The 25,642-nt window shown below is 65.1% G+C and carries 13 protein-coding genes; 3 read left to right on the top strand and 10 right to left on the bottom strand.

Going from position 1 to position 25,642, the window contains the following annotated elements; all coding sequences use genetic code 11:
* Positions 1-7: 7 nt before the first annotated feature.
* The 7 genes from GXW78_RS04020 to glgX form a co-directional block, all read right to left on the bottom strand.
* The gene (locus tag GXW78_RS04020; RefSeq protein ID WP_211866266.1) at positions 8-1,711 is read right to left on the bottom strand and encodes an ABC transporter ATP-binding protein; all 1,704 of its coding nucleotides are present in this window, start codon (positions 1,709-1,711) and stop codon (positions 8-10) included.
* Positions 1,708-2,853 carry an ABC transporter permease gene (locus GXW78_RS04015; RefSeq protein ID WP_211866264.1) on the bottom strand — a complete coding sequence of 382 codons (1,146 nt, stop codon included), beginning with the start codon at positions 2,851-2,853 and terminating at the stop codon, positions 1,708-1,710. Before GXW78_RS04015 ends, GXW78_RS04020 begins: the two co-directional genes overlap by 4 nt.
* Positions 2,853-3,839, bottom strand: a complete 987-nt coding sequence (locus GXW78_RS04010; RefSeq protein ID WP_211866262.1) for an ABC transporter permease — start codon at positions 3,837-3,839, stop codon at positions 2,853-2,855. The genes GXW78_RS04015 and GXW78_RS04010 overlap by 1 nt, the downstream gene beginning before the upstream one ends.
* 6 nt (positions 3,840-3,845) lie before the next feature.
* Positions 3,846-5,690 carry an ABC transporter substrate-binding protein gene (locus GXW78_RS04005; RefSeq protein WP_338147681.1) on the bottom strand — a complete coding sequence of 615 codons (1,845 nt, stop codon included), beginning with the start codon at positions 5,688-5,690 and terminating at the stop codon, positions 3,846-3,848.
* Between the two features lie 420 nt (positions 5,691-6,110).
* On the bottom strand, positions 6,111-8,639 hold the full coding sequence (gene treY, locus GXW78_RS04000) for a malto-oligosyltrehalose synthase (RefSeq protein WP_211866257.1): 2,529 nt from the start codon (positions 8,637-8,639) through the stop codon (positions 6,111-6,113).
* On the bottom strand, positions 8,636-10,363 hold the full coding sequence (treZ, locus tag GXW78_RS03995) for a malto-oligosyltrehalose trehalohydrolase (RefSeq protein ID WP_338147689.1): 1,728 nt from the start codon (positions 10,361-10,363) through the stop codon (positions 8,636-8,638). The genes treY and treZ overlap by 4 nt, the downstream gene beginning before the upstream one ends.
* Before the next feature lie 14 nt (positions 10,364-10,377).
* The gene (gene glgX / locus GXW78_RS03990) at positions 10,378-12,441 is read right to left on the bottom strand and encodes a glycogen debranching protein GlgX (RefSeq protein ID WP_211866254.1); all 2,064 of its coding nucleotides are present in this window, start codon (positions 12,439-12,441) and stop codon (positions 10,378-10,380) included.
* Positions 12,442-12,924: 483 nt separating this feature from the next.
* On the opposite strand from glgX, the gene GXW78_RS28440 reads away from it, so the two are divergent.
* Genes GXW78_RS28440 through glgB form a run of 3 tightly spaced genes read left to right on the top strand, consistent with a single transcriptional unit; the run spans position 12,925 to position 21,608 of the window.
* On the top strand, positions 12,925-16,152 hold the full coding sequence (locus GXW78_RS28440) for an alpha-1,4-glucan--maltose-1-phosphate maltosyltransferase (protein ID WP_211866253.1): 3,228 nt from the start codon (positions 12,925-12,927) through the stop codon (positions 16,150-16,152).
* A gap of 4 nt (positions 16,153-16,156) precedes the next feature.
* Complete coding sequence (gene treS / locus GXW78_RS03980; RefSeq protein WP_456307074.1) at positions 16,157-19,462, top strand: maltose alpha-D-glucosyltransferase; 3,306 nt, start codon at positions 16,157-16,159, stop codon at positions 19,460-19,462.
* Positions 19,455-21,608, top strand: coding sequence for a 1,4-alpha-glucan branching protein GlgB (gene glgB / locus GXW78_RS03975; RefSeq protein WP_211866251.1), 2,154 nt, complete (start codon positions 19,455-19,457; stop codon positions 21,606-21,608). The genes treS and glgB overlap by 8 nt, the downstream gene beginning before the upstream one ends.
* A gap of 6 nt (positions 21,609-21,614) precedes the next feature.
* On the opposite strand, the gene malQ is transcribed toward glgB, so the two are convergent.
* The 3 genes from malQ to GXW78_RS03960 all read right to left on the bottom strand — a co-directional run.
* Entirely contained in the window at positions 21,615-23,399 is a 1,785-nt protein-coding gene (malQ, locus tag GXW78_RS03970) for a 4-alpha-glucanotransferase (RefSeq protein ID WP_211866250.1), read from the bottom strand.
* Positions 23,396-25,264, bottom strand: a complete 1,869-nt coding sequence (locus GXW78_RS03965; protein ID WP_211866249.1) for a glycogen debranching protein — start codon at positions 25,262-25,264, stop codon at positions 23,396-23,398. Before GXW78_RS03965 ends, malQ begins: the two co-directional genes overlap by 4 nt.
* A partial coding sequence (locus GXW78_RS03960; protein ID WP_211866248.1) for a hypothetical protein occupies positions 25,257-25,642 on the bottom strand: 386 nt, incomplete at its 5' end. The genes GXW78_RS03960 and GXW78_RS03965, both read right to left, overlap by 8 nt.

Below are 25,642 nucleotides of genomic sequence, written 5' to 3'. Positions count from 1 at the left end.
GTGCCCCTTACGCCGATGTGTAGCGGTGCCGCAAATGCATACGACGCGCTGTCGGATCCGGGCGCGGTACGGCCGACAGCAGCGCCTTCGTATAGGCATGCTGCGGATCGTCGCAGACCTGGATGGTCTCGCCGGTTTCCACGACGCGGCCGCGATGCATCACCGCGACACGATCGCACATGTAGCGGATCACCGAGATGTCGTGGCTGATCAGGATCAGCGCGAGGTCAAGCTCGTCCTGAAGTTCGAGCAGCAGGTCGAGGGTCCGCGCGCGGATGGAAACGTCGAGAGCAGAGGTCGGCTCGTCGGCCACGATCACGCGCGGCGACAGCGCAAGGGCGCGCGCGATGCCGATCCGCTGCCGCTGCCCGCCCGAGAAGGCATGCGGATAGCGTTCGGCCGAGTTCGGGTCGATGCCCACACGCTCCAGCAGCGAAGCGACCTTTCCCTGCAACACGGCGCCCCGCGCCAGGCCGTTCACCAGCAGCGGCTCGCCGACGATCTGCGCGACAGTCATGCGCGGGTTCAGGCTGGCGAAGGGGTCCTGGAACACCATGCGGATCTCGCGCCGCGCAGCGCGCAGCGCATCATTCTCCGCGTTGACCAGGTCAATCACCGAGCCATCGCGGCGGCGGTAGTCGATCGCCCCACCCGTGGGGTCGAGGACACGCAGGATGCAGCGGCCAAGCGTCGTCTTACCCGAACCGCTTTCGCCGACGACGCCCAGCGTTTCGCCGGCCCGCACGTCAAGGGATATCCCATCCACGGCGCGCACCTCCGCGCCGCCGCGCCGGAACAGGCCCTTGCGGCCGCCGAAGCGCATCTCGACGTCGCGCAGGCTGAGGACTGGCGGGCCGATCGGGCGCGACGGGCGCGCCAGCCGGATCGCCGACGGGCTCTCGAGCTTCGTCACGTTGCCGAGCAGCATGCGCGTGTAGGCATCGCGCGGATCGGCGAACAGGGTATGCACCGGGCCGCGCTCGCGCACCTGGCCGCGCTCCATCACCACGACGTCGTGGGCGATCTCCGCCACCACGCCCATGTCGTGAGTGATGAACATCATGGTCATGCCGCGCGCGTCCTGGAGGCGGCGCAGCAGATCCAGGATCTCCGCCTGGGTCGTCACGTCGAGGGCCGTGGTGGGCTCATCGGCGATCAGGATCGATGGGTTGCAGGCCAGGGCCATCGCGATCATCGCGCGCTGCCGCATGCCGCCCGAGAACTCGAAGGTATAGCGATCGATGGCGTTGCGTGGGTCCGGGATTTCCACCTGGGCCAACAGCTCCGCGGCGCGCGACCGGGCCTCGCGTCGCGATACGCCGAGATGCAGCCGGACGGCCTCGCCGATCTGGTCGCCGATGCGGTGCACAGGGGAGAGCGAGGACATCGGTTCCTGGAAGATCATCGCGATGTCGTGACCGCGCAGCTCGCGGATGGCGCGGCTGCGGGGACCGAGCGTAGCGACATCGAGTTCGGGTTCGCCTTCCCGGCGCAGCAGGATGCGCCCGCCGGTGATGCGCCCCGGGGGATCAATGATCTGGAGGATCGCGCGGGCGGTAACGCTCTTGCCCGAGCCGGATTCACCGACGACGCAGGTCGTCTTGCCGCGGACGAGCGAAAGCGACACGCCATCGACCGCCCGCACCAACCCGGCGCGGGTCGGAAAAGAGACGTGCAGGTCCTGGATGTCGAGCGCGAGGTCGTCGGTCATTTCTGATAGGGGTCCGCGGCATCGCGCAACCCGTCGCCCAGGAAGTTGAGGGCCAGCACCGCCAACACCACGGCGCCGCCGGGCGCGAAGAGCCACGGCGCCGTCGCGATCGAGCGGATGTTCTGCGCCTCCCGCAGCAGCACGCCCCAGGAGATGACCGGCGGTTGCAGGCCGAGGCCGAGGAAGGACAGCGCCGTCTCCGCCAGGATCATCGCCGGGATAGCCAGCGTGACTGAGGCGATGATGTGGGACGCGAAGGACGGCAGCATGTGTCGGAAGATGATACGCTTCTCGGACACGCCATCGAGCCGTGCAGCGGTAACGAAATCCTCCGTCCGCAGCGACAGGAAGCGGCCGCGCACAACGCGCGCCAGTTGGGCCCAGCCGACGAGGCTGAGTATGACGGTGATGGTCAGGTAGATGCGCTCCGGCGGCCAGTTCTGCGGCAGGGCTGCAGCGAGGGCAAGCCAGATCGGGATGGTCGGCAGCGACAGGACGAACTCGATCACCCGCTGCACGAAGAAGTCGATGCGGCCGCCATAGTAGCCGGAGATGCCGCCGAGAAGCAGGCCGATGACGAGAGACAGGAAAACGCCGGCGAGACCGATCAGGAGCGAGGTCTGCGCGGCCACCATCATGCGGCTGTAGACGCAACGGCCCAGCCGGTCGGCACCGAGGAGATAGACCTGGTCGCGCGGGTTCTCTGGGCCGAGCAGATGCGTGGTGCTTGGGACCAGCCCGACAAGATTGTGCTCGTAGCCTCGCGCGAAGAACGTCAGGTAGATCTTGCGGGTGCCGTCGGGGCGGAAGCTCGGCGCCAGCGTCACTGGATCGCGGACCATGCGCATCGCCTGGACGTGGGGTCGGAAACGCCAGGATCCGTCTTCGGCGGTGTCGATCCAATGCAGTGCCTGCGGCGGGTGGAAGACGGCGCGTGCATTCTGCCGGCCGGGCTCGTTCATGGCGAAGAAGCCGGGAACGGCAGCGACGAGATAGAGGAACAACACGATGATACCGCCCAGCATGGCGAGGCGGTGCCGCCGGAAGCTCCACCACATCAGCCGCCACTGCGACGCGACGGCGAGGCGCTGGTCAGCGGGCTTCAGTTCCGGCGCCGCGGCGGTCGTAAGCGGTTGGTCCATCAGTCGAACCGGATCCGCGGATCGATCAGCGCGAGCAGGATGTCCGACAGCAGCATGCCCACGAGGGTGAGCGTGCACATCAGCAACAGGAAGGCGCCGGCGAGGTACATGTCCTGCGCCATCAGGGCCTGCAACAACAGCGGCCCGGCGATCGGCAGACTCATCACCACCGCGACGATGGTGGCACCGGATATCAGCTGCGGCAGCATCCAGCCGATGGTGGAGACCAGCGGGTTGATCGCGAGGCGTACGGGATACTTCAGCAGCAGCCGGAATTCGGAAAGGCCTTTGGCGCGCGCGGTCACGACATAGGGGCGGTGCAGCTCATCCAGCATGTTCGCCCGCATCACGCGGATGAGCCCCGCCGTGCCGTTGACCGCCAGGATGGTGACCGGCACCCACAGATGGGCCAGGAGGTCCTGCACCTTCGCCAGCGACCACGGCGCAGTCTGGTATGCCTCGCTGAACAGGCCGGAAACATCCTGCCCGAGATAGACGACAGCGACATACATCAACACCAGCGCCAACAGGAAGGATGGGATGGCGAGGCCGAGGAAGGCGATGAAGGTGAAGACGTAGTCGGCGAAGCTGTACTGCCGGACTGCGGAGAGCACGCCGATCGGTAGCGCGATGGCCCAGGTAAGCAGCAGCGTCGACGTCGTCAGCAGCAGCGTGAGGCCCATCCGTTCCCAGATGAGGCCGGAGACGGGCTGCTGCCATTCGAAGGAGAGGCCGAAGTCGCCCCGCAGCAGGATGCCACTGATCCACAGCCAGTACTGGACAATGAAGGGCTGGTTCAGGCCGAAGCGGTCCCGCAGTTCGGCGGCGGTGCGCTGGTCGACGATCTCGTTCGATGCCGCGAGGGTCGCCACATAGGTCGTGACGTAGTCCCCCGGCGGCAGCTGGATCAGGAAGAAGGCAAGGAAGCTCACCGCCAGCAGCGACGGGATCATCCACAGCACGCGGCGGAGGATGAAGCCGGCCATGAATGTTCAACCGGTGAAGAAGAACTGCTGCGGCAGGGACGGCGCCGGATGCGGCCAGGACCAGCTGTTGGGCATGCTCGCCGGCACGCCGCGCAGGCGGTTGGAGGCGACGCCGAAGGTGTTCGGCGCCATGGCGACGCCGAGGCATTCGAACTGCTCGGCCGCGATGTCGAAGACCTGCTTCATCAGCCGGCCCTGTTCAGCGGTGTCCGCGGTCGAACGCGCGGCATCGTAAAGCCGCATGCGTTCCTTCTGGTGGTCCGGCGGCTCCATGCCATCCTTGCCACCGGAGGCGTACCAGACCGCCCAGGGGATGGCGTAGCGCGTGCCCTGCGGATGCTGGGCGAAATAGTCCCGCGGATCGAGCATGGGCTCCAGCCCGCCTGGCCCGGGCCAGACCGCCATGTCGGGATCGTTGTTGTCACCGCGCGTGTAGTAGAGTGATCGGTCGATGGCATTGATCTTCAGATCGATGCCGATCTCCTCCCAGTGCCGCTTGATCAGCTCCAGCGCATCGTTGTTGTCGGGATAGAGCGCGGTAATGACGTCGATGGTAAAGAACACGCGCTGCCCGTCGGGGCGCAGGCGGAAGCGCTGGGCGTCGCGCCGGTTGTAGCCGAGGCGGTCGAGGATGCGGTTCGCCTCCGCCTGGTCGTGGTCGGTGAACTGGCGGGCGAGCTTCTCATGATACCACGGATGAGTCGGGCGCGGCCCGATCTGCCAGGGCTCGCTCTGGCCGAGATAGACGATGTCGACAATCTCGGCACGATTGATCCCGAGGGACAGAGCGCGTCGGAAGTCCTTGTTCCCGAGCATCTCCCGCAGCTTCGGGTCCTTATGGGTGATGTTCGGGTATATCGTCATTGAGTTCGAGAGGGATGCGACCGTCTCGAACATCCGGTAGCCGCCGCGCTGCTGGTTCTGCGACACAACCGGCTTGTTCGCGAGCGTGTCGATGTGGCGCTCCTGCAAGTCGAGCCGGCCGCCGATCACGTCGAGCATCAGGCTCTCGACATCCTGATAGATCTGGAAGTTCAGGCGATCGATGTAGGGCAGCTGCCGCCCCGCCGTATCCACCTGCCAGAAGAAGGGGTTGCGCTTCATGGTCACGCGGGTCGCGCCGCCCTGGTAGGGCTCCTCGATGACCCAGGGCTCGAGGGTTGGCTTCTCCGGGTTCGACCAGCGGGACGGGATCTCGATATCACCGCAGCGCTGGCGGAAAAGCTGCGCCCAGTCCGAGACGTTCGCCGCGCGAAGCTGCGCCGCAAGGTCATTGTTGTACTTGGGATGGAAACGCGAACAATAGTGCTTGGCGAACAGCGTCGGATGCTGGCCGAGCGGCGTGGCCATCTGTTGAAGAAACAGGCCGTAGGGACCGGCGAAGGTGAAGCGCACGGTCGTGTCGTCGACCTTCTCGCAGCGAACCGGCTGGCCGTCGATCACCCAAAGGCTCGGCGGGGAACGGTACAGTTCGCTGTTCAGGATACAGTCGTTGATCGAGAACAGGATGTCGTCGGCGGTGAACGGAGCGCCATCGGACCAGCGCATGCCCGGACGGAGCCTGAAGGTGAAGATCTTGCTGTCAGCGCTGACGTCCCAGGATTGGGCGACGCCCGGGAGGACGTCGGTGAACTCCATGTTCCATCGCGTCAGCCCCTGGTTGCCGACCAGGCGCAGGATGCCGTTGTGGTCGGAGCCACCGCGAAGGCCGCGGCGCAGCGTGCCGCCATATCGCGGGTTCTGCTCATTGGGTGTGACGACGAGCGGCGCGGTGCCGACCCGCTCGGCAAGCGAGGGCAAGCGGTTCTGCTGAACCAGTGTGGACAGTTCGGGCGCCTCGCGCGCTGCCACGGCTTGAGCCCTAGGTTCGGTGGGTAGGCTGCCGGCCAGGGCTATGGCTGCCGCCCCTTGAAACAGGCGTCGGCGATTGAGACCGATATTGTCCATATCCGCGCGCTCCCACCCTTCTTGTCCTGGCTCAGGCCAGGTTGCGGTGATGCTGGCATGGCAGGAGTTCATGGGGCAAGCAGAGCGAATGAGCACGGCAAGATGAGCGCTTGTCGAGACTAGTATGTGACCGTGCGAACCCTGAACCGCCGGCAGGACCAACAGCAGGCTTGGTTCCGCATCTCGGTTCGAACACCCCCCTCCCATAGCGACCACGCCGCGGTGCCTAGGGGGCGATAAGGCCTACCACACAGACCATTACCACGTGGCTGAACAATCACGGACAGTAGCCAACATCCTGCACAAGACGGGCCGCCATCGACCCTATCCGCTCAGCTGTTTCACGGCCCGGTCCGCTATCGTTCCGTCCCGCTTCACAAGGATCCGGACCGCCTGTCGGACATCCGCCCCCATATCCGCAAGGACGTCATGCCACACCCCGTCCGGTAGCCGCGGTAAGGCGCCTGCCCCTAAATTCCGCGAGGACACCGCCACAACCATTCGCCCGCCGCCTCTTGTGAAGACGATCCATCCGTCCTCCTGAGACGGGATCGCCGCGTAGCCACGAAATAGCTCAGGTCGCGACTGCCGCAGGTGGAGCAGCCTTTGGACCAGGCGTTGCTTGACCAGCCCGACCTCATCGTTCGCGATCGGCGGCAGGGGCATCCCAAGGCCATCTTCTCTTTGTTCGTAGTCCACCAGTCTCCGGTTGTCGGGATCGACGAGGGAAAAGTCCCAGAACTCTGTTCCTTGGTAGATGTCGACAACGCCCGGAAGCGTCAGCTGCAGCACTGCTTGGGCCAAGCCGTTGTATCGCGCTGCCAAAGCCGTCTCCGCGACGATGGCGTCCATCTCTGACCGGAACGCCGCCGCGTCCGGATGTTCGAGGAGCGCCTCTGCGAAGTCGAGAGCCGACCTCTCATAAACCTCGTTCGGGTTCTCCCAGCGGGTATGGCGCTTCGCTTCACGCAGCGCCTTCACGACAAACGTGCACAGCCGGTCGGCGCAGATGGGCCAGGCGCCGAATAGCGTCTGATAGACCAGCCATTGATCCGTCGTGTCAGGGCGATCCTTTCCGTGCAGGCCTGCATTCATCCTGCGCCAGCGTGCCACCCTTCCAATCCATTCGGCAGGTGCATGCGACAACAAATTTAGGCGCGCGCGCGTCTCCGCGCCTCGCTTCGTGTCGTGGGTCGCCAGCGGGGTGATATCGCGCGGCTCCGTCAGTCCGCGGCGCGCCGCCCACGTGTGGAAGGCGGGGATCGAAATACTTGGCGATGCGGGATCTCCTCCCACTTCGTTCGGAGAAAGCAGCGCTACGCTCCGATAAAACTCCGTATCCTCCAGCCCCTTCGCCATGAGCGGACCGGTAAGCTGCTGAAACCGGCGGCGTAGCGCCGCGGCATCACGGCCCGAGCCGTGCAGGATCGTGTCAGCTATCCAATTCGCGGCTGCGGTGATCCATGGATCGCCGCAAGCCTCCGCGGCACTCAGGCTGGCTGCGTAGAGATCCCGGTCGGGCGCTGCCGGCTCCGCGGCGACGAGATAGCTCCGGTACACCGGGAAATGGACGATCAGCTCGGTGAGCGCTGCGCGCAGCGTAGGCGCCGCGAACTCCAGCGCCGGATCGGACGCCGCCGCGCCGACAGCCAACTCGGTGAGCTGCTCGATCTCCGGTGTGAAACTCTCCTCCAGCACCTGGCGCTTCGCGGCGGCAAGCCGCCGCGTGGGATCACCCGCGACCGCGCCATCATCGCTCGCGAGTGACTGCGCCAAGGCGCGATGGCCCACCGGGCAGACAAAAAGGCGATTGATCATATTGAGCCGCTCATAGCCTGTGGTCCCGTCCACCGGCCAATCGGTTCGAAGACCTTCTCCTTCGCCAAGGATCTTCTCGACAACGATCAGCGCCTCGGCGCCCGCCTCCGATCGCAACCGCGCGCAATATCCAGCAGGGTCAGCAAGGCCGTCGATATGGTCGATGCGGAGGCCGTCTATTCGACCGGCGCGTAGGAGTGCCAACGGAAGCTGATGCATGAGCGCGAAGACGCTCTCCGCCTCAACCCGAACGCCGATCAAATCATTGATGTTGAAGAAGCGGCGGGTTGAAAGTGCATCCCGGCCCGCGCGCCAATGCGTGGGCCGCCAATGCTGCCGCGCGATCAGCGTCGATAGGTCCTGCTTGGCCAGAAGCGCCGCGAGCCGCTCACGGCCGGCTGCGTCAACGCGGCGGACGGCTTCGCGCGCCTTGGCGCGCTCCGGGCTCTGATCTTCTCGCCATTGCCTTGCGACCTCCGGCAGCGCCGCCGCCTCCAGCAGGTCGCTGGTATCCTCAGCGCGCAACGGCCAAGCATGCTCACCATAGGCGCAGGCGACCAGCCACCCTGCCGGATCCACCGACAGCGCTATATCGCCCTTCTGCAGCGTCTCGGCCAAGGTACCGCCAAGCACTGGCAGCAGAACCTGGCTATGGCGATCCCAGTCGATATCGAAGATGCCCGCAGCGGGCCCCTCGGGACCGCCGGCGAGCGCGCTCATCCACCATGGGTTAGTGCGGTGCGCCGCCATGTGGTTGGGGACGATATCCACCAGCAGGCCGAGGCCAGCCGCGCGCAGCGCATCGCTGAAGCGCTCGAAGCCCAACTCGCCGCCAAGCTCCGGGTTGATGCAGGTGGGATCGACTTGGTCATAACCATGCGTCGATCCCGGCCGTGCGCCCTGTATAGGCGATGCATAGACATGGCTGATGCCGAGGCGGCACAGGTAGGGAAGGACGCGAAGCGCGTCGTCAAAGGTGAAGCCGGCGTGGAACTGCAACCGGTAGGTGGCCCGCCAGTCCGAGACACCGGTCACGCCGGCTCGGCCCAGGCGCAACCCGACCACGCTCCCAGCCTCAACGCGCTTCCGTCGAAGTCTGCGTCGCCAACCGACACGGATCCCGCGGTTGGTGTCACATCCAGATCCACGGCGATGGTGTCCAGATTGGCGGCCAGGCAGAGCGTCCCGGATGCAAAGCGCCACCTCCAAACGAGAGCGGCGCCTTCTCGTATGGTGCTCGCGCCAAGGTATGCTGTGCCAAGCAGTGGTATGACAAGGCGCTCGCGATGTGCGACGAGGTCGCGGAACGGCGCCGTCGCCGTGGGCGTCAACGCATCCCATGCCAGCTTCGCCGATTCCATCGTGGCGGGATCGAGCGGATCAGGAACCTCGGCGGTGCCGTGGAAGAGATCCCGGAATTCCTCGCGGCGCCCGCGGCGCACCGCCTCCCCAAGTTCGCCCGCGAAGTCGCAGAAGAATGGAAAGGGCGTATCGAGCGCCGCCTCCTCTCCTTGAAAGAACAAGGGAACCGCCGGTTCGAGCAGCAACAGGAAGCGCAGCAGGTCGAGACGTGCGGCATCCATGCTTGCCGCCAGTCGATCGCCCCGGGGGCGATTGCCTATCTGATCGTGGTTCTGCACGAAGTTGACGAACGCCGTGGGCGGCAGGTGTCGGGACGGCTCGCCTCGACGCTTGCCGCCGCGGTGGGTTGAGGGGTTGTCCTGATAGACGAAGCCCTCAGCCAGCGCGCGCTGGACATCCGCAATCGGGTCCTTGGAGAAATCGGCGTAGTAGCCTCGGCGCTCGCCTGTCGAGGCGACGTGCAGCGCGTGGTGCGCGTCGTCGTTCCACTGTGCGGTGAAGAAGCGTGGGCGTCCCATTGTGTCGCGTTCGAGCCAGCGCGCCGCGTTGTCGTCATTCTCCAGCACTAGCCAGGCGTCTGGCTTCACAGAGCGGCAGGCCTCCGCGAGCTCACGCAAAAACACGTCACCGCCCGGTGCGGCGAAGGCATGCACGGCATCGAACCGTAGACCGTCGAAATCGTACTCGGTGAGCCACATGAGCGCGTTCTCGATGAAGTACCGCCGTACAAGCGGCTCACCAAGATCGATAGCGTCGCCCCACGGTGTGGTGTGCGCGGCGTTAAAGAACCGCGCCGCGAAAAGGGAAACATAGTTCCCCTCCGGACCGAAGTGATTGTAGACGACGTCGAGCACCATGCCGAGGCCACGATGATGCGCAGCATCGACGAGGTCGCGCAAAGCTGCGGGAGAGCCGTAAGCCTCGTCGGGAGCGAACGGCAAGACCGCATCGTACCCCCAGTTTCGGCACCCGGGAAACTCGGCGACTGGCATGAGCTCAATCGCGGTGAACCCGGCTGCAGCGAAATGATCAAGGCGCGCCGCGATGCCTTCGAAGGTGCCCTCGGGAGTCGCCGTTCCGACATGCAACTCGGTCAGGATCACCTCGTGCCAGGGGCGCGGCGGAGAGGCCTGGCGCATGGGCGGCAGGGGAGCCTGGACGACGCTCCATCCCGCCGGATCGCCATCCTGCCGGCGCGAGGCGGGATCCGGCACCTCGTGCTCGCCGATGCGGAACCGATAGCGCTGGCCCGGACCCGCGTCGGAAACAGTCAGGCTGAAGAAGCCATCTGAGGTTGCTTCCATCGCTATGGGGGATCGCCCTGGCAGAGCCACGGCAACGCTGCACGCATCCGGCGCCCAGAGGCGGAACATCACGCCGCCACCGGGCAGGAGCACAGGACCGAACCGCGTCACGCCCTTGATTCCCAGACGACGAGAGATCGAGCCTCCGCGATCACATTCTCGCCCGCGGCACGGCGCTGGCCTTCGAGCTGCTCCGCCGTGTCTAGCACGGCCTCCCACTGCCCTGTTCCGCCGGGCGGTATCAGCAATTCGACGCCGTGGTTCGCAGCGTTCAGCATAATGAGCATAGAAACATCACCGGCCTGGGCCGGCGCGAGCCGAACGACGAGGCACTTCGCATGCGGCGTATTCCACTCGCCTTCGGTCATCCGCGCGGCGTTGGCGCCAAACCAGGCAACATCCGGCACGCCGCGTTCGTTCCGGGCGCCCGTGAGGAAGGCCGGCCGTGACAATGCACTTCGGCGCAGGCGCAGATCCGTGAGGCGAGCGACGAAGTCGGTCAGCGCCGCATCCTGACGAGTCCAGTCCACCCAGCCGATCTCGTTGTCCTGGCAATAGGCATTGTTGTTCCCACCCTGGGAGTTGCCGATCTCGTCACCCGCCAGCAGCATCGGCACGCCCTGAGAGAGCAGCAGCGTCGCGAGGAGGTTGCGCTTCTGGCGCGCCCGGCAGGCCAGTACGTCCACATCGTCGGTGTCACCCTCGGCGCCGCAGTTCCAACTCCTGCTGTCGTCATGGCCGTCGCGATTATCCTCGCCATTCGCTTCGTTATGCTTCTGCTCGTAGGAAACGAGATCCTGCAGCGTGAAGCCGTCATGCGCGGTGACAAAGTTGACGCTCGACCAGGGGCGTCGCCGGCCCTCACCGAAGAGGTCCGAGGAGGCAGCAAAGCGCGTCGCGAACGCCGGTAGCAGGCCCTCCGACCCCGTCCAGAACTCTCGCACCACGTCGCGGTAGTCGCCGTTCCACTCCGAAAAGCCGGGAGGGAAATTGCCGAGCTGGTAGCCGCCGGGGCCGATGTCCCATGGCTCCATGATCAGCTTGGCGCGACCCAGCACGGGGTCCTGGCGCATCGCGTGAAACAGTGGATGTCCCGGGTCGAAGCCGTCGGCCCGACGACCGAGCGTCGTCGCTAGATCGAAGCGGAAACCGTCGACGCCATAAACCGTCGCCCAGAGCCGAAGGCTGTCCATCACCATCTGCAGCACGCGCGGGTGTTCGGTATTCAGCGCGTTCCCGCATCCGGTGAGGTTGTCGTAGTAACGTGGTTCGCCGGGCTGGAGCCGATAATAGCTGGTGTTGTCGATGCCGCGCCACGACAATGTCGGGCCGAGGTGGTTTCCTTCGCAGGTATGGTTGTAAACGACATCGAGGATCACCTCGATCCCAGCTTGATGGAGCCGGTCGACCGCCATCGCAATTTCGTCCAAGCCGCCGGCGCCTAGATAGCGCGGCTCCGGCGCGAAGAATCCCAGGGTATTGTAGCCCCAGTAGTTGCGCAGGCCGCGATCGACGAGGACCCTGTCCTGAGCAAAGGCCTGCACGGGCAGGAGTTCGACCGCCGTGATGCCGAGCTTGAGCAGATGCTCGATCATCGGTGCGGAACCCAGGGCTGCGAAGGTCCCGCGAACATCTTCCGGCACCAGCGGATGCCGCATGGTCAATCCGCGCAGATGACCTTCGTAGATGATGGTCTTGGGCCAATGATTCCGCGGCTTGGCCGTAGCAGTGAGTAGCAGTTCGGCAACAACTCGGGCCTTCGGCATGAATTGAGCGCTGTCGCGTTCATCCCTGATGAGATCCGCATCCTCGCCCGCGCCGACAGGGTAGGCGTGCAGAGCATCGTTCCAACGCAGGTCGCCCACGAGTTGCCGCGCGTAGGGGTCAAGAAGGAGCTTGGCAGGATTGAAGCGGTAACCCTGCTCCGGCGCCCAGGGACCATGCACACGCCAGCCGTAGACCTGGCCGCGTCCGATCCCGCGAAGATGGCAATGCCATACGCCGTCCGTGCATTCGGTCACGGAGAGGCGTTCCGTTTCCCGGTCGCCATGGTTGTCGAAGAGACAAAGCTCAACCTCGTCGGCATTATCCGAAAATAGCGCGAAGTTTGTACCGCGTTGCGTGATCGAGGCACCGAAGGGAAACGGCGCCCCAGGTTCGGATATTGTCATCGCCGCACGTGCTTGTGACGACGCCGGGACGGTGTCACGTGCCGTGCCTGCCTTTTGTCGGCGCACCGTTCGGCCGACACACCAACGTCGGGGTTTTTTTCCATAAGCGAAAGCGCCGCATCCAAGCACCCGCGAGAGTCGGCCTGCTCCCCAGCATCGAAGGCCCCGTCGTTAGATCGCAAAAAGCGCAGCCCCCTGGCGGATGGAGGAGGCTTGCACCTGTGAATCCGGCCGGGGAGCCGCTCCTCAAGATTCGGCGCGCAGACTGACATCAATATCCTCGCTGGGGCGCCCGGACGGAAAGCGCCAATCCTACAACCGCCCGGGACGATAGCAGTTGCAGGCTCTGCGCCGTGCATTTTCGCCGCCAGGCCCCGTCCTCACCAGGAAGCGACCATCTCGCGCGGGAAACCTGGGCCGTTCCGCGCGGTTATCCCCCTGCTGCGGGATTCGATCGTGGCAGGTTGAAAGGGGGCCGCATTAGTGGCGGATGCCGCACAAGCTAACGCATACTACTATGTCAACCCGCTCGCGATGCCGGCGCTGGATCTCTGGCCTGGAGCGTTGGCGCGCATCGCGGATCTGGGATTCGACGCCATCCTCATCGCTCCGCCCTTCGCCGCGGGACGCGACGGCACGCTATTTCTGTCATCGGACCATGACAAGTTGCATGCGTGTATCGGCGGCGGTGATGCCACCGAATGGTTGGCAAGCATCTGTGAGATGGCGCGAGGCGCGGGGCTGCAGGCGTTGCTGGACCTGCGAACCGCTCTCGTGGATGACGACGCCGCTGTTCTCCGCGAGCATCCCGAATGGCGCCACGCGGGTGCCGAAGCGGATCAGATGCATGATCCGCGGCGGCTGTCAGACCCCGGCGCACGGCTTCGAGATCCGGCGCCGGAGGCACTTATCGAATGGTGGTCGCGGCGCGTCATACGTTGGACGGACACAGGCATCGCAGGGTTCCGTTGCCTCGATGCCGGGCTCGGTTGTCGATTCTGGAAGCCGCTGATCGATGCCGCGCGCGCAGATCGGAGTAGTATCCAGTTCATCGCATGGACGCCGGGCCTGAGCCCGGCCGAAGTCAACGATCTCAAGAGCGCGGGCTTCGACTTCACTGTCTCGTCGCTTCCTTGGTGGAATTTCGAGGACGCCTGGTGGGGTGAGGAAGGCGCGCGGCTGGCTCTGGTGGCGCCGGTGCTGGCCATGCCGGAAGCTCCCTTCGCGCCAAGGCTGGCCAGCCGCCATACCGACGGGGCAGAGCGAGCGGCCGCGCGTGCGCTGAGGTTCGCAGCGTTGACCGGAGCTGCCTGGCTTATGCCGATGGGGTTCGAGTACGGCGATCTGAACCGGATGGGTCATGGGCCGGGACAGGCCCGCGCTTTCGAAGCGCTTCGACAATCCCCTCGGATCGATCTCCTCGAGGTCATCCGGGACGCCAATCGGGAACGACGGCTGCAACGAGGAGCGGCCTCCAGCGGCCCGCCTATCGTGATATCGGGCCCTCGTGCGCCCGTGACGCAGGTGTTGCGGCAGCACGACGATGGCAGGCGCATGCTGGTGCTGGTGAACAAGTCCCTGCATCGCGGCGCGGCGGCAACAGCCGGGCAGATCGCCGAAGCGTTGCCAACCGCGGGCTCCATGCAGGGGCATGTTCGGCTTGAGTTGCAGCCAGCCGAGGTGCGGAGCCTTCTCATCGGGGAAAGCCACCCGATACGCTCTTCCCCCGATCTTGGTGACGCTGGCGTCCGCGCCTTCGCGCAATCGCCCCGCATCGCGATCGAGGCAGTTACGCCGACGGTCGATGGCGGCCGCTTCACGGTGAAGCGCATCGTGGGCCATCCCGTGACAGTCTCCGCCGACGTCTTCACTGACGGAGCGACGAAACTCGCCGTGCGGCTGCGCTGGCGTGCTGCCGACGAGACTGATTGGCGTGAAGTTCCGATGCGCCACATGGGGAATGACGTCTACACGGCGGAATTCGTGCCAGAACGAGTTGGCCGGTACGCCTATACCATCTGCGCCTGGGTCGATGCTTACGGTGCCTTCCTCGATGAAATCCGGGCCAAGCATGGCGCCGGCATCGACATCGCGTTGGAACGGCGCGAGGGCATGACGTTGCTCGAGGCCAGCCGTCCTCATCTTTGCACTATGGGCGCCGCGCGCATCAATGCGGCACTCGCCGCAATGCCGGACATGGAGGCCTCGGCGGCGGTGGCGCTGTTCGGCCGCCCCGACATCATGGAACTGATGCAAGCTGCCGATCAGCGTCCCTTCGAGCTGATCCACGAACCAGTATTGCCACTTGACGCAGAACGGCGCGCAGCAGGCTTCGCATCCTGGTACGAGATCTTCCCGCGCTCGCAGAGCGACGACGCGAACCGCCACGGCACCCTGGACGATGTCATTGCGCAGCTGCCGCGCGTGCGGGAGATGGGCTTCGACGTTCTCTACTTCCCGCCGATCCATCCGATCGGAAAGAAGAATCGCAAGGGCCGCAACAACAGCCTGACGGCCAGCCCCGGCGACCCAGGCAGCCCCTATGCCATCGGCGCCGAGGCCGGCGGTCATGACGCGCTGCATCCGGCGCTCGGGACGCTTGAAGACTTCCAGCGCCTGGTCGCCGCCGCGCTGGATCATGGGCTGGAGATCGCTCTGGATTTCGCGATCCAGTGCTCACCCGACCATCCGTGGCTGAAGGAGCATCCGGGCTGGTTCGCCTATCGGCCCGACGGCTCGATCCGCTACGCGGAGAACCCACCGAAGAAATACGAGGACATCGTCAACGTCGAGTTCTATGCGAAGAGCGCAGTGCCCGATCTGTGGATCGCTCTGCGAGACGTCGTGCTATTCTGGGTCAGGCAGGGCGTGAAGCTATTCCGCGTCGACAATCCGCATACGAAGCCACTGCCATTCTGGGAATGGATGATCGGCGAGGTCCGCGCACGGGAGCCAGACTGCGTCTTCCTCTCCGAGGCGTTCACGCGGCCCAAGGTGATGTACCGCCTGGCCAAGGTCGGCTTCTCGCAATCCTATACCTACTTCACCTGGCGCAATGAGGCGTGGGAGCTCGGCGAGTACATGACCGAACTCAACCGCGCGCCGGTGTCTGAATTCTTTCGCCCGCACTTCTTCGTAAACACGCCGGACATCAATCCAACCTTCCTGCAGCAGTCGGGGCGGGCGGGCCATCTGGTTCGCGCGGCTCTCGCCGCGACACTGTCCGGCTTATGGGGTGTCTATAACGGTTTCGAGCTGTGCGAGGCGACGCCGCTGCGAGCGGGCAAGGAGGAGTATTTAGACAGTGAGAAGTATGAACTCCGCGTCTGGGATCATGACCGACCCGGTAACATCAAGGCAGAGATCACCGCGCTGAATCGTCTGCGACGACAGAACCCAGCGCTACATACACATCTCGGCACCACGGTACTCGCATCCGGCCACGACGGTGTCCTGCTCTATGTGAAGGCGACCCCCGACCGGTCGAACGTCGTACTCGTCGCAGTCTCCATGGCGCCTCGCACGGCGGTAGAGACCCATATCGAGCTGCCGCAGGCCATCTTGGGGCTCCCCCACGGCGCGGCTCTCCTTGCTGAGAACCTCATGACCGGCGGCGAGGAACGATGGGAAGGGTCCCATCGCCACCTTCGCCTGGATGCGCAGGCGCTGCCCTTCGCGATCTGGCGCCTTCGCGCCGCTGACAGGATCTGAATCGATGCCGCGCAGGACGCCCGATGCAGTCGCCTCCATGGCTGAGCGTGACCCGCTCTGGTACAAGGACGCAGTCATCTATCAGCTCCACATCAAATCCTTCTTCGATTCCAACAATGACGGCTCCGGCGACATTCCAGGTCTGCTCCAGAAGCTCGATTACATCGCCGATCTCGGCGTTGACACGATATGGATGTTGCCATTCTACCCGTCGCCGCGGCGCGATGACGGGTACGACATTGCCGAATACAAGATGGTGCATCCTGAATATGGAGACATGGCCGATATCCGCCGACTGATCGCCGCGGCGCATGAGCGTGGCATTCGCGTCATCACGGAACTGGTCATCAATCATACCTCCGACCAGCACCCTTGGTTCCAGCGTGCACGCCACGCGAGGAAGGGTTCGGTGCATCGTGATTTCTACGTCTGGTCCGACGACGATCGAAAGTATGACGGTACGCGCATCATCTTCCTCGACACCGAGAAGTCGAACTGGACCTGGGATCCCGTGGCGGGGGCCTATTTCTGGCACCGCTTCTACAGCCACCAGCCCGACCTGAATTTCGATAATCCGCGTGTGTTGAAGGAGGTCCTCTCGGTCATGCGGTTCTGGCTCGATGCCGGTGTGGATGGATTGCGCCTGGATGCCATCCCATACCTGATCGAGCGCGATGGTACGAACAACGAGAACCTGCCGGAGACACATGCCGTCCTGAAGAAGATCCGCGCCGAGCTGGATCGTATCGCGCCGGGCCGCATGCTGCTCGCCGAGGCGAACCAGTGGCCTGAGGATACGCAGCTCTACTTCGGCGATGGCGACGAGTGCCACATGTCCTTCCACTTCCCGCTGATGCCGCGCATGTACATGGGGATGGCGCAGGAGGACCGCTTCCCGATTACCGACATCTTGCGCCAGACGCCGGAAATTCCGCCCAACTGCCAATGGGCCATCTTCCTACGTAACCACGACGAGCTGACGCTCGAAATGGTAACGGACAAGGAGCGCGACTATCTCTGGGATACCTACGCCTCGGACCGTCGCGCACGGATCAATCTCGGCATAAGGCGCCGGCTCGCACCGCTTCTCGAGAATGACCGGCGCCGCATCGAACTGATGAACTCGCTCTTGCTGTCGATGCCGGGGACGCCGGTGCTGTATTATGGCGACGAGATCGGCATGGGTGACAACATCCATCTCGGCGACCGCGATGGCGTGCGCACGCCGATGCAATGGTCACCTGACCGCAATGGTGGTTTCAGCCGCAGCGACCCTGCCAGCTTGGTTCTGCCGTCGATCATGGACCCGGTTTATGGATACGAGGCGGTCAATGTTGAGGCGCAGTCGAGCAACCAACATTCCCTGCTGAATTGGATGCGCCGCATGCTGACGGTGCGTAAGCGTCATCGCGCCTTCGGCCGCGGCAGCTTCAGCTACCTCTATCCCGGCAATCGCAAGATCCTCGCCTATCTGCGTGAACATGACGGCGAGACTATCCTTTGCGTATCTAATCTTTCCCGCACGGCGCAAGCCGTGGAGCTCGACCTGGCGCCATTTGCCGGCCGCGTCCCTGTTGAACTTGTTGGCGGTGCATCCTTTCCGCCTATCGGACAGCTCGCCTATCTGGTGACCCTGCCGCCTTACGGCTTCTACTGGTTCCTACTCGCCACGGAGGCAGCCTTGCCTAACTGGCACGCGCCCGCGCCCGAGCCCATGTCGGAGCTATCGACCCTGGTCTTGCGAAAGAGTCTGGCCGAGATTCTCGAGCCGGCAGCGCGAAAGATCATCGAGACCGACATCCTGCCGCCCTACCTCACGCGCCGGCGGTGGTTCGCTGGTAAGGCAGCGGCGGTCCGAGCTCGCCTTGGCTTCGCGGAACCGATTGCCGGCGCCGATGGTCGGGAGGTCCTACTCGCTGAAGTGGAGGCGAATGACGCGGCGGGCACCGGCTCCTACCTCCTGCCTATGGGCATCGCTTGGGAGGACGAAACAACTGCGGCACTGCCGCAGCAGCTTGCACTCGCGCGGGTCCGCCGCGGTCGGCGCGTCGGCGTGCTGACGGACGCCTTTGCGCTGGACGTTTTGCCAGGCTCGGTCCTTCGCGGCATGCGGGACCGCTCGGTGATTCCCCTGCGACAGGGTGAGATCCACTTCCTGCCGACGTCGATCTTCGACGCCGTCGAATTTCCCGAGGATCCGGAGATCCGGCGCCTCTCCGCCGAGCAATCGAACTCTTCCCTGATTATTGGAGAGCACGCCGTGCTGAAGCTGGTGCGGCGCGTGACGGAGGGCATCAGTCCGGAAACGGAGATGACACGCTACCTGACCGAGCGCGGCTTCGGCCAAACGGCGCCGCTGCTTGGAGAAGTCGTGAGGATCTCGCCGGATGGGATACCTCGGACGCTGGTGGTGCTGCAGGGCTTCGTTCGGAATCAGGGTGATGGATGGACGTGGACGACGGAGTTCCTCAGCCGGATGCTCGATGCCGAAGCTTTGGCCGATCCTCCGAGGCAAGCAGGCGATGGGGTGTTCGACAACTACCTGACCTTCGCGAGTGCGCTCGGTCGGCGGCTGGCGGAGATGCATTCGATGCTCGCGGAGGAAAGCGACGACCCGGCCTTTCGGCCTGAACTCGCTACGTCTGCCGATGCGCAGGCGTGGGGGGAGGCAGCGGCCGCCCAAATCGCGCTGGCACTCACGGCGCTGGAAGGCGTCGCGAACTGGGAGACGGAGGCACAGCAGCGGCTCGCTGACGGCCTGATCGCGCGACGGGACGCACTGCTCGCCGCGGCGGTGCGGCTCGGGACCTCGGCGGAGAGGACGCTAAAGACCCGCGTCCATGGTGATTTCCATCTCGGCCAGGCCTTGGTCGTCCAGGGCGACGCCTGCATCATTGATTTTGAAGGAGAGCCGGCGAAGCCACTTCAGCAGCGTCGCGCGAAGTCGTCCCCCCTGCGCGACGTCGCGGGCCTGCTGCGATCCTTCGATTACGCGGCCGCCGGCGTTCGTGCGGAGCGGGAAAGTGGCCAGGGCGTGCCGAACGAACGCATCGCCGAACTCCTGATGAATTTCCGCGAGAGCGCGAGCGAAGCCTTCGTCGCTGCCTATCGCGGCGCCCATGCCCTCGCGCCAAGACCGTGGATCGTTCCGGAGGGCGAGCAAGCACTGCTCGATCTCTTCCTTCTGGAGAAGGCAGCCTACGAAATCTGCTACGAGGCCGCCAATCGTCCCGGCTGGCTGCACATTCCGCTGCGTGGCTTCGATGAACTCGCCGCGCGCGTCCTGGGCCCGGAGACGGCGCATGACTGACCTGCATCCCGATGCCGTCCTGTCGCTGATCGAGGGACGGCACGGCGATCCATTCTCCATCCTGGGTCCGCATTTGATCCATGGCCAACAGGTCGTTCGCACCTTCATGCCGGGCGCGAGTGCCGTGACGCTGATGTCCGCGGACGCTGCCGCACGGATGGAGCTGATACATCCCGCGGGCCTGTTTGCGGGCGCGACCGGCGTTGGCCCGTACCGTTTGCGCGTGGACTGGAACGGCACTGTCGAGGAAGCCGAGGACCCCTACAGCTTCGGAGCGCTGCTCGGTGAACTCGACGTGCACCTGTTGCGCGAGGGCCGGCACCAGGACATCGGCCGTTGCCTCGGTGCGCATCCGATGGTGGTGGAGAATGTGCCGGGCGTGCGCTTCGCGGTCTGGGCGCCGAATGCGCGTCGCGTCTCTGTTGTCGGCGACTACAACGCCTGGGACGGACGCCGGCATCCTATGCGTCTGCGGCACGATGCCGGCGTGTGGGAGTTGTTCATCCCGCGCCTACGACCTGGCGCGGTGTACAAATATGAGTTGCTTGACGCGCAAGGTCATCTGCTTCCCATGAAGGCCGATCCGGTCGCATGGCAGGCAGAGCCTTCACCGGCGACCGGTTCAGTCGTAGCGGATACGGCACGCTTCGTGCCGCCGCGCGCGCTGGCCGGATCCGGTGACCTGACGAACCACCCCGTCGCGGTCTACGAAGTGCATGCCCGTTCCTGGCTGCGCGGTGACGATGATCGCGTGCTGGGGTGGGAGGAACTCGGCGACAAGCTGATCCCCTATGTGAAGGGAATGGGCTTCACTCATATCGAGTTCCTGCCCGTCATGGCGCATCCGTTTGGCGGGTCGTGGGGTTATCAGCCGCTCGGCCAGTTTGCACCGCAGGGGTCGCTGGGCCCACCCGAGCATTTTGCGCGACTGGTGGAGCGCTGCCACGACGCGGGCCTCGGCGTCATCCTCGATTGGGTGCCCGCGCATTTCCCGACGGATGCCCATGGACTCGCACGCTTCGACGGCACCGCGCTCTATGAGCACGCCGATCCACGGGAAGGCTTCCATCAGGATTGGAACACGCTGATCTATAATCTCGGCCGAGTCGAGGTGCGGAACTTCCTGATCGGCAGTGCGCTGCACTGGCTCGAACATTATGGCGTAGATGCGCTGCGCGTGGATGCCGTGGCCTCGATGCTGTATCGGGACTATAGTCGTAGCCACGGCGAATGGGTTCCCAACATCCACGGCGGTCGCGAGAACCTGGAATCCATCGCCTTCCTGCGCGAATTGTCTGAAGTCATTGAAGCGCGCTGCCCGGGCAAGCTGTTGATCGCCGAGGAATCCACCGCCTTCCCTGGCGTCACGCGCAAGGCTCGTGATGGCGGCCTCGGCTTCGACTTCAAGTGGAACATGGGCTGGATGAACGACACGCTTCGCTACATGGAGCACGATCCGGTCTATCGCCGCTGGGACCACGGGCTGATGACCTTCGGGCTGGTCTATGCTTTCTCCGAGAAGTTCATGCTGCCGATCTCCCATGATGAGGTCGTGCACGGCAAGGGCTCGCTGCCCGGCAAGATGCCCGGCGACGAGTGGCAGCGATTCGCAAATCTGCGCGCCTATCTGGGATTCATGTGGACGCAGCCGGGGAAGAAGCTGCTCTTCATGGGTTGTGAATTCGCTCAGCTTCGGGAATGGAACCACGATCGATCGCTCGACTGGCACTTGCTCGACGAGCCGCGCCATTCGGGCGTGCAGCGAATGGTGCGCGATCTCAACCGTCTCTATCGCGCCAAACCGGCGCTGCACGCGCTCGACTGCGATCCGGCAGGCTTCCGCTGGGTGGTGATGGATGATGCGGACAACAGCGTCTTCGCCTGGCTGCGCTACGGGCCTGGCCAGTCGGAGCCGGTGCTGGTCGTGTGCAACTTCACCCCGGTCGTGCGGCATGGGTACAAGATCGGCGTTCCGTCCGGTGGGACCTGGCAGGAGATCTTCAACTCCGACGCCGGCATCTATGGCGGTGCCAATGTCGGCAATGGGGGCTTCGCCTATGCGGATGCGCGGCCGTCGCACGGATTCAATGCGTCAGTGGCGCTCACGCTACCCCCGTTGGCGACGCTGATTTTCGACAGGGCGTAAGACGCGTCAGTGGCGACCGATGGCGTTCATGATCGCCGTGGCATAGGGATTCGCGAACAGCGCATCCATGGTAACCGGATGGCGCAGTCGCCAGTTCGGGCGTTCCTTGTCGGTGCCTGGCCGGTTCACGCCATTCGTCTCGCCGATCAGGTCTTCCGTGGGCACCAGCAGCAGGGCGCAGGGCGCTTGGGAGACGTGGCGATAGACAGCGCCCGCCGCGTCGGGATTGAAGGTGGCGACATCCGTACCAGCGGCCGCGGCGACCGCGGCGCGGTCTTCCGCACGGTGCTGCCGCGCCAGGATGGCACCCGCTGGGGCAAGCAGGCCGAGCGCTTCAGCTTCGGCAATGTCACTGCCCTGCCACCAACCGGCCAGAGGTGGCAGGTCATGGGTGGACACGCAGCAGGCAGCGAAGGCAGGCCAATGCTTGGGATGCCGCAGGCCTGCGGCATCCCGCTCGAACCACAGCACTCGGTAAGCGAGCACGCCCGCGGTCGCGAGCCGGTCCCTAAAGCCTTCCGGCACAGTGCCCAGCGCCTCGCCTATGACGCTGCACTGCGCCGCGCGGCTCTCGCGAGCGAGGGCTGTCATCAGTCCGCCGGCGTCATAGCGCAGGTAGCAGCCGTCGCGCGCCTCCGCGCCGTCCGGAATCACGAACAGCCGTTCGAGACCCATGGCGTGATCGAGGCGCAGCGCGCGGGCGTGGCGCATGTTGGCGGCGACCAGTGCGGCGAAGCCGGCGTGCCCCTCCGCTGCCGAACGATGCGGGTCCGGCACCGGAATGCCCCAGATCTGGCCTGAAACCGAATACGGATCGGGCGGCGCACCAATGGAAAAGCCACGTAGGAAGCGGGTGGGTTGCGACCAGACCTCCGATCCGTCAGGTGCCGCACCGACAGCAAGATCGCGATAGAGACCGGGCCCGGCTGCTGCAGCCTCCTTTAGCTGGCGATCACACAGCCACTGCAGAAAGACATGGAAGCGGATTGCGTCCGTCGCATTGGCACGAAATGCGGCGATGCCCGCGTCGCCGGGATGTTCAAAGCCAGCCGGCCAAGCGCGTCGGGGACCGAAGCGATCGGACAACGCGGCGAAGGTCGCGAAATCATCTAGCACCCGACCACCCGCGCGATGGAAGGCATCGAGTTCCTTTCGCGGCGCGGCGCGAAATGCCGCCTCCAGCACGGGTCGCTTGGTCGCCCAGACGGCTGGATAGTCGACGCACGTGCATTCGCGGAGCGCCGCAAAGGCCGGTTCAGCAACGTCGAGCGCGGCAGCCACCGTCTCCCCCATCGGCGCCAGTGCGGCCAGGTCGAGCAGAACAGGTTCGAGGAAGCGTCGGTCGGACGGCTGATATGGGCTCGCTCGATCGCGCTCCACCGGCATCAGCGCATGGGGAGGGCTGAGACCGATGAGCGCCGCACCCGGAGCCCCTGCCCCCAGTTCGGCCAGTGCCGTGTAATCGCCGATGCCTTGATCCGTGCTACGACGCAACGAGAAGGTCTGCGCCACGATGGCATACCGGCGCCCCTCGGGCGGCGGGTAGCAATGCCCCGACCCGGGGGTCGGCACGACGGGCAACGCGCGGCGCCGAGCAAGGCTGTCACGTGCTTGCGCCGCACTATTCGCCGGTAGATCCAGCGCCGCAAGCACGCCCCGGAGAGTCTCGGCCGGCACGACGTGGCGCCGTCCGTCGACGTCCTGCCAGTCCGTATCGATACCGGCGGCGCGCGCCAAATCTCCCAGCAGCACGGGGTCGGACGACGTGTCCGCTCGCCGCACGTTGGTCATCTCGGCACACCACAGAACGGAGCGGGCGCCAACCGCACCTCCTCGACTGCGATGCTGCAACGCGCGGGATCGGCAGTGTCCGCGAGGATGCGCCAACGATGGCCAGCGCGCGCCTGCGGCAAGCGAAGGCGGGCTTCAGTGCAGTCTCCGTGGAGCGCCACCAGCACGCGATCACCGAAGGCATGCAGCAGCATCACTACGCTACGCCCAGCGCGGTCGTTCCAATCCGCCTCAGCCATCGGCGATGCATCCAGGCGGAGCCAGCGCACGTCCGCCTCGTCGGATTCATGCGCCAGCCCCAGCAGCGGCGCCGGGGCATGCAGCGCGGGATGAGCGCTACGCGCTGCAATGAGGCGCGTGGTGAATGCCGTCAGCTCCGCATCCGCGCCGAGCCAGTCAAACCAGGACAGCGCATTATCCTGGCACCAGGCGTTGTTGTTGCCCTGCTGGCTGCGACCGGCCTCATCGCCCATGGACAGCATCGGCGTGCCGCGTGCTGCCAACAGCGTCGCAAGCAATGCTCGGACGTCGGAGATGCGGCGCCCGCGCAGCGCGTCGCTCGGCCCTTCCACCCCGTGGCTCCAAGAAAGGTTGCAATCGGCACCGTCGCGGTTGTCCTCGCCATCCGCTTCATTGTGCTTGTGTTCATGGCTGACGAGGGCGGCGAGAATGAAGCCGTCATGCGCCGTGATGAAATTCACCGGATCCGTCGCGGGCCGGGTGCCGAACACGTCGCGTGATCCCGTAAGCCGCGTCACCATCGCGTTCAAACTGCCCGCATCGCCTCGCCAGAAGCGTCGGACGTCGTCGCGGAAACGGTCATTCCACTCGCCCCAGCCCGGGGGGAACGCGCCCAGTTGATAGCCGCCGGGTCCAACATCCCGGGGTTCGGCAATGATCCAGCATTGTGAAAGCAGCGGGTCCTGCCGTATCGCCTGTAGCAGCGGCGCGTCCGGATCGAAGCCCATCGCACGGCGGCCCAGCGTTGTAGCGAGGTCGAGCCGCAGCCCCGCCAGCCCCGCCTGATCGAGCCAATGACGCATCGCATCTATGGCGAGGTGCAGCGCAAAGGGACTGTCGAGGGCGCGGCTATTGCCGTAGCCTGTCTCGTTCGCGTAGCCGCCGTCCTGAGCGCGGTACAAGCTCGCATCGTGCAACCCACGCAGCGAAAGGGTTGGGCCGCTCGGCCCTCCCTCCGCGCTATGGTTCAGTACGACGTCCAGAATCACATCGACGGCCTCGGAAAGTGCGGCCACCGGCGCCAGCCAGCCGATCGGGTTGTAACCCCAGTAGTTGGTGAGTCTGAGAGGTCCAAGGTGCTGCTCGTCGGCCCAGGCCGCCGCGGGCATGATCTCGACAGGAGTGACGCCGAGTCCGCGCAGATAGGCCATTGAGGCGGGGTGCCCGAGGGCCGCGAAGGTCCCGCGAATTCGATCGGGGATCTCCGGGTTATGCCTGCTGAAGCCGCGGACGTGCAGTTCATAAACGCTAACCGCCCCCTTCCTTGCGGCAGATCGAGGAGCTGGCACAAAAGGTGCGCTATCGGCCGGATCATCGTCGAACAGCGCGGCGTTGATCGTGAAGGGCCGGTTGATCTCCCGCGCCCAGGGGTCAAGCAACAGCTTTCGGGGATTGAGCCGCAAAACACGGGAACCATGAGCGCCAAGGCCATAGTGCGTGCCTTCAGCGAGGCCGGGGAGGTAAGCGTGGAAGACGTTCCCGGTTCGTCCCGACAGTCGGCAGCGCGTTTCGCGATCGTCGAAGATGCAGGAGTCGATACCTTCGGCGCCGGGTGCGGGTATTGCAGCGGTCGCGCCGCCCGTTACTGCATGCACGCCGAACGGCCTGAGGTCGCCCTCATCCATGTCGAGCCGCGAGGCCCTTCAGGGAGCCGATGTGGCGCTCGAACCAGAGCGTCTTGCCAGTCTCCACGGGGTTCGGCAGCACGAGAACGCCGCCGGTGCGCGACCGGCCGCTTGAGGAGGCCGCGAGGTTTGCATCGTGGTGAACGACTCTCAATGGCCGGTAGCTCCCGCCGGCTTGTGCTACGCAGATCGTTACAGAACTTGCGTACAGCGGGTGGCTCGCTCCTCGACCATCGTTCGTCACCGTTTCATTCCCCACGCCTCGCATTCTGAACGGAGCCAGAAGCGTCGGGTTGCCCGCATTCTGCGAGTTGTGTTGGCCGTTGCTGCTTTGGTTGGAGGTGCGCGCAAAGTGCAAAACCCCCGGGCCGTGGGCCG

The organism is Neoroseomonas terrae, from assembly GCF_018129025.1.
Classification (GTDB): domain Bacteria; phylum Pseudomonadota; class Alphaproteobacteria; order Acetobacterales; family Acetobacteraceae; genus Neoroseomonas; species Neoroseomonas terrae.
This window is presented reverse-complemented; position numbering and strand designations above follow the sequence as displayed.

What these genes read in the sequence shown, in the direction of transcription:
- GXW78_RS04010 (WP_211866262.1), bottom strand. Translation starts at nt 3,839, where the DNA reads ATGGCCGGCTTCATCCTCCGCCGCGTGCTGTGGATGATCCCGTCGCTG.
- malQ (WP_211866250.1), bottom strand. Translation starts at nt 23,399, where the DNA reads ATGACCAACGTGCGGCGAGCGGACACGTCGTCCGACCCCGTGCTGCTG.
- glgX (WP_211866254.1), bottom strand. Translation starts at nt 12,441, where the DNA reads ATGACAATATCCGAACCTGGGGCGCCGTTTCCCTTCGGTGCCTCGATC.
- GXW78_RS04020 (WP_211866266.1), bottom strand. Translation starts at nt 1,711, where the DNA reads ATGACCGACGACCTCGCGCTCGACATCCAGGACCTGCACGTCTCTTTT.
- treS (WP_456307074.1), top strand. Translation starts at nt 16,157, where the DNA reads ATGCCGCGCAGGACGCCCGATGCAGTCGCCTCCATGGCTGAGCGTGAC.
- glgB (WP_211866251.1), top strand. Translation starts at nt 19,455, where the DNA reads ATGACTGACCTGCATCCCGATGCCGTCCTGTCGCTGATCGAGGGACGG.
- GXW78_RS03965 (WP_211866249.1), bottom strand. Translation starts at nt 25,264, where the DNA reads ATGGATGAGGGCGACCTCAGGCCGTTCGGCGTGCATGCAGTAACGGGC.
- GXW78_RS04015 (WP_211866264.1), bottom strand. Translation starts at nt 2,853, where the DNA reads ATGGACCAACCGCTTACGACCGCCGCGGCGCCGGAACTGAAGCCCGCT.